Source organism: Dorea sp. OM07-5, from assembly GCF_003481355.1.
In the GTDB taxonomy this organism is placed as follows: Bacteria; Bacillota; Clostridia; order Lachnospirales; family Lachnospiraceae; genus Dorea_D; species Dorea_D hominis.
The window spans coordinates 1-4714 of sequence record NZ_QUKZ01000033.1 but is presented as its reverse complement, the minus strand read 5'-3'; the positions used below and the strand labels follow the sequence as shown (position 1 = coordinate 4714).

4 protein-coding genes and 1 pseudogene are annotated in these 4714 nt (G+C 49.5%); 2 read left to right on the top strand and 3 right to left on the bottom strand.

The features are described from left to right. Together DXC04_RS15155 and DXC04_RS15150 are read left to right on the top strand one after the other, a co-directional pair. Window positions 1-309 (top strand): annotated as a pseudogene (locus tag DXC04_RS15155) (23S rRNA (uracil-5-)-methyltransferase RumA); the annotation flags it as partial. Window positions 310-333: 24 nt separating this feature from the next. Further along, a complete protein-coding gene (locus tag DXC04_RS15150) occupies window positions 334-579 on the top strand; it encodes a DUF6061 family protein (RefSeq protein WP_055199743.1) in 246 nt (81 codons plus the stop codon). Between the two features lie 51 nt (window positions 580-630). On the opposite strand, the gene DXC04_RS15145 is transcribed toward DXC04_RS15150, so the two are convergent. From DXC04_RS15145 to DXC04_RS15135, 3 genes are all read right to left on the bottom strand, one after another. Next, a complete protein-coding gene (locus tag DXC04_RS15145; protein WP_118661319.1) occupies window positions 631-3276 on the bottom strand; it encodes an ABC transporter permease in 2646 nt (881 codons plus the stop codon). A gap of 15 nt (window positions 3277-3291) precedes the next feature. Beyond that, window positions 3292-3963 carry an ABC transporter ATP-binding protein gene (locus DXC04_RS15140; protein WP_118225235.1) on the bottom strand — a complete coding sequence of 224 codons (672 nt, stop codon included), beginning with the start codon at window positions 3961-3963 and terminating at the stop codon, window positions 3292-3294. A gap of 135 nt (window positions 3964-4098) precedes the next feature. After that, a partial coding sequence (locus DXC04_RS15135; RefSeq protein WP_147366250.1) for a sensor histidine kinase occupies window positions 4099-4714 on the bottom strand: 616 nt, incomplete at its 5' end.

Sequence of the window (4714 nt, the reverse complement as noted above, 5' to 3'; positions counted from 1 at the left end):
GAGACGGTTGTCTTGCTTTCCAAGGGTGAGGTCGACTCGAAAAAGATTCGGGTTGAGTTCTCTTTGGAAGATATGGATATGTCCGAATTTCAAGATGGGGCAACCTATCCGCAGATCAAGGAGTATGTGTTGGAGCATACCGGGTTAAAGGTGTCCAACCTCTATATCTCACAGATTAAACGAAAATGTGGGATTGGGGTTGGTAAGAACTATAATCTGCCGAAGTCCGAGGATTCCAGACAGCCCCAGTGTCCACCGGAAAAAGAGAAAGCAATCCGAGAAGCATTCAAATATTTTGGGATGATCTAACATCCAGCAAAGTGGAGGTTTCTTATGGATAGGTTGATTTCTTGTGAGTTCAACATGGATAATGCCTGTGTGGAACTGAAATTCTTAGATGGCAGTATGATTGCTATTGATACAATAGCCGTGGAGAATGAGGTTGCTGACAATATGTATCAGCGGTCAGAGCTGGACTATCTAATCTACAATGACCCGATTGGATATGCAGACTTGATATTGAACGGAAACCCCGAAATTTATCTAAAAACTGTAACTGAATGTAAACCCTTAGATTAAAACTCAGCCCTCTGCCTTTTCATTGGCAGAGGGCCGTTTTTTGCTTAACAGTTATTGAGCATCCCTTAATTGCTCTACAACGCTGCATTTCGCTGCGTTGTCATACATCATGCAAGGAATCAGCCACCCCAGCAGAAGAAATACCGGAATTGTCAGCAGGACAGGCAGAATGGTGAATCGATACTCAAAGAACCAGAACATACTGCCCAGCATTTTTCCTGCAAGAGGTCCCACCGCCAGCGACAGAATAAAAGCCACCGCTACGGAGGACATTGCGTAAAACAATCCCTCGTAGATCAGCATGGTTTTGAGCTGCCGGTTCGTCATTCCTACAGCCTGAAGCACAGCAAATTCACGGCGGCGGGAAAGAATACCGGTCATCATGGCGTTGAAGAAATTTAAGAGTCCCACCAGCCCAATGATAGCACAGAGGATACCACCTACCAGAAGGAACATCTGCCGGAACTGAGCAAACTCAGAGCGAGCCGTGGCCTTGCTTTCATACATCAAGGGCGAAAACTCACCGGCAGTGAGCTTCGATAGATATTGCTCTGCTTCGGTCTCGTCAGCTTCGTCTGCTGTGTCGAACAGGTAGAGCATCGGAATGGCCGCACCACCGCTGTCCCTCTGTGCGGTATCCACAGACAAAACTGTCTCATATCCAATACCACCATAACGATAACTCATGGAATACGGAAGCTCTACCAAGGCGCAGACCGTGTACTCTACATCTCTGGCTCCATACAGTTTTTCCTGAAAGTACTCCTCCGGTGTATCTTCGGTGCGGAGTTCCCCGGTGCGGCTGTCGATATATTTCACATCGTCCGCATAGGTGGCGGTGATCGTGTCTCCCACCTTGGGGTAGTATTCAGGATTGGGCAGATTACCGTAGTCATCTAAGGAAACCGCAATGGCAATAGCGTTATTGTTTGGCTCCAGCATAGGAGAAATATCTCCGTCGAACACTTGCAGCTTGTCAAACAGGCTGTTATCCAGAGCCTCGATTCTGGTATCTCCCATCACCATATCGCCCCGGTGCTCCATGCGGCTCATATGGCTGTCCAACTGCTCAGCACTTTCGTACCTTGCATAGTCCTGCCGCAGAGCATCCTCCGTCATCCAAAGATATACGGGTTTTCGCACAGCATATCCCGTGCCGGAAAGACTGGGCTTTGTGTTTGCTGCGATCTCTTCGATCTGTTCCGGCGTGATGAATTCATCTGCCGGGTTGTAACGGAAATAGTCGGGCGTGCTGACGATAAAATCGGCGCAGGTCGTGAAGGATACATACTTCTCCATGCTGAAGCCGCCCACAAAGGCACACAGCGCATTGAACAGCGTCACCGACAGTGCCAGAGACACCACCACCAGCACCGTCTTTTTTTTGTTTCGTCCCAGATTGGCAAAGGCCATCTGATGGAGCTTCGCTCCCCGGGTGCTGCGCTGTTTTTTCTTGGTCTGCATTGCATCCGTATATTTGGTAGCCTCCACCGGAGAAACCCTGGCTGCCATTTTCCCGGGCTTGGAGCAGGACAAAAGCACCGTCAGCAGGGCAAACAGCACGGAGCCAACAAAGATCACAGGCGAAGTGCTGATGGTGGTAATGCCCACCTCCAACTGGGTGGAGCGCAAGACAACAGGTACCAGAACAGCGCCGATGCCGTAGCCCAGCAGCAGCCCTGCCGGAATGCCGATCAGACAAAGCAGAAGTGCCTGCTGGCGAATGATGCGTTTGAGCTGCCGGGGCGTTGTGCCAATGGTTTTCAGAAGTCCGTAAAACCGGATATCCCCCGCAACAGAGATCTGGAAAATGTTATAAATGATAAGATACCCGGTAAAAATCACCAGCAGCAAAAAAGCTGCTATGGCGACCATCAGCTCTGGATCGAGCTGCGACTCCAGCTGGGATGAGGTATATCCCCAGTTGACGCCGATCCGGACGCTGTTGGGATCGGTATAGCTGTCCCATGTGTAGCCCAGATCGGTATCCACCTGCTCCATCTGCCCTTGAATGTTTGTGCCGGAAGCCATCATGACATTCAAATCGGTGCGGAAGGGCTGTAACCCTGTTTTCACTGCCTGCGCTTCGATGTCATCTGCGTAATCACGGCTGATGTTGATGTAGTGAACAGGCATTAGTTCATCATAGTCCCAATAGCCCACCAGTGTAAAGGTGTCCGTTACAGCAAAAGCAGTTTGATCCTTGTCCGTGATGGAATAGGAAACCGTGACCTCTGCGCCCAACTCCGGCGTCACACCAAGCAGCTGCAACGCTGCCGTATCCATGGCAACTTCTTTGCCGCTTTCGGGCATCCGCCCGGTAGTGGGGGTGGCATAGCTCCATTTGGTGCAGTTGGCATCCATGTAGCTGATCTCTGCCGGCGTTTTGGCAAAGACCCCCTCCGCAGTGATACCGATTACCTTCCGTGCCCCCGTAGCCTTCACCTTTGGGTGGGCAGCGATGCGTTCCGCCTGCTCGGGTGAAACATCCTTAAAGGTGCCATGCGCATAGCCGCCTACCTGCCGAAACTGGTAGGTTTCATAACTGGCGTTCAACGACAAGACAATGGTGAACATGGACGTAAATAGCAGCGTTGTCAGCGCAATGGCAAAAATGGCGATCAGATTGCGGCGACGGTTCGCATAAAGAGATTTTAAGCTGAGCTTTCGAATACATTTTCTGTTTTTGACATTCATCGTAGCCACCTCCCGTTAGTTCTGGGAGACGATCCGACCATCTTCGATACGGATAATGCGGTCTGCCATCTGCGCAATTTCTTCGTTGTGAGTGATCATTACGATTGTCTGGGCGAACTTTTGACTGGTGACTTTCAAAAGGCTCAATACATCCTGGCTGGTTTTGGAATCCAGATTGCCGGTGGGTTCATCTGCCAGAATGATAGCGGGTGCTGCCGCCAGCGCACGGGCAATGGCTACTCGCTGCTGCTGACCGCCTGAGAGCTGATTGGGCAGCGCATCCAGACGATCATCCAGCCCAAGTGTCTGTACAATTTGCTGTACGAAATCCTTATTGACCTTGCCACCGTCCAGCTCAATGGGTAGAACAATATTTTCATACACATTCAGCACCGGAACAAGATTATATGCTTGGAACACAAAGCCGATTTTCCTGCGGCGGAAGATGGTCAGCGCTTCCTCCTTCAGGGAGAAAATATCCTGTCCGTCCACCATGACCGTGCCACTTGTAGGGCGATCCAGCCCGCCCAGCATGTGCAGCAGCGTGGATTTGCCGGAGCCGGATGTGCCGACAATTGCAACAAATTCGCCCTTCTTTACACTTAAATCAACTCCATCCAACGCATGAACTGCGTTATTGCCGGAGCCATAAATCTTTTTCAGGTCTTTTGCCTGTAAAACATCCATAAATGAGTACCTCCATGAAAAAATCTGTATGTATGAAAGGAAATGATCCTTTGATACATACAGATTATCGCATAGGAATCTTTCCACATTCTTTCCGGCGAAAAATGAAATCTAACAGTTTTGATAGAATTGTTGTTATTTCGGGAGAAATATGGAAAACGTACTTCCTTTTCCCGGAACGGAAGCAACCTTGATATAACCGCCCTCGCCGGATACGATCTGTCGGGCAAGGTATAAGCCGATGCCGACCCCTTCTTGTTTCTGCACACTATTTGAGCGGTAAAAGCGAGCAAATATCTTCGCTTGCTCATTTTCCGGGATGCCTGAACCGGTATCCGATATATCGATCCTTGCAAACATTTCGTAACTTACGGCAGAAATCCTGATTGTGCCATGCTCTGTATATTTGATGGCGTTGTCTACGATATTAGCCAGCGCTTCCGCTGTCCATTTGAAGTCGAATACAGCAAAAGCATCTGTATCCTGCATTTGCAAAGACAATCCTTTTTCAGAAGCCTTGGCAGTATATTGTTCTACCACACTTTCAAGCAGCGGCTGCAGCGCTGCTTGCTGAGGGGAGAGTGAAATGATCCCGTTTTCCAGTCTGGAAAGCTTTACGAGAGAATCGATCAGAAAACGCAGCTTTTCCGATTGTTTGTACAGTGCCTCCACATTTGCCTTCGCCGATGCAGGCATAGTTTCCTCCATCAGAAGCTCGCTGTATAACAGCAGGTTTGCAATCGGCGTTTTT

Coding starts and splice junctions, on each gene's coding strand:
- DXC04_RS15145 (WP_118661319.1), bottom strand. CDS start 3,276: ATGAATGTCAAAAACAGAAAATGTATTCGAAAGCTCAGCTTAAAATCT.
- DXC04_RS15140 (WP_118225235.1), bottom strand. CDS start 3,963: ATGGATGTTTTACAGGCAAAAGACCTGAAAAAGATTTATGGCTCCGGC.
- DXC04_RS15150 (WP_055199743.1), top strand. CDS start 334: ATGGATAGGTTGATTTCTTGTGAGTTCAACATGGATAATGCCTGTGTG.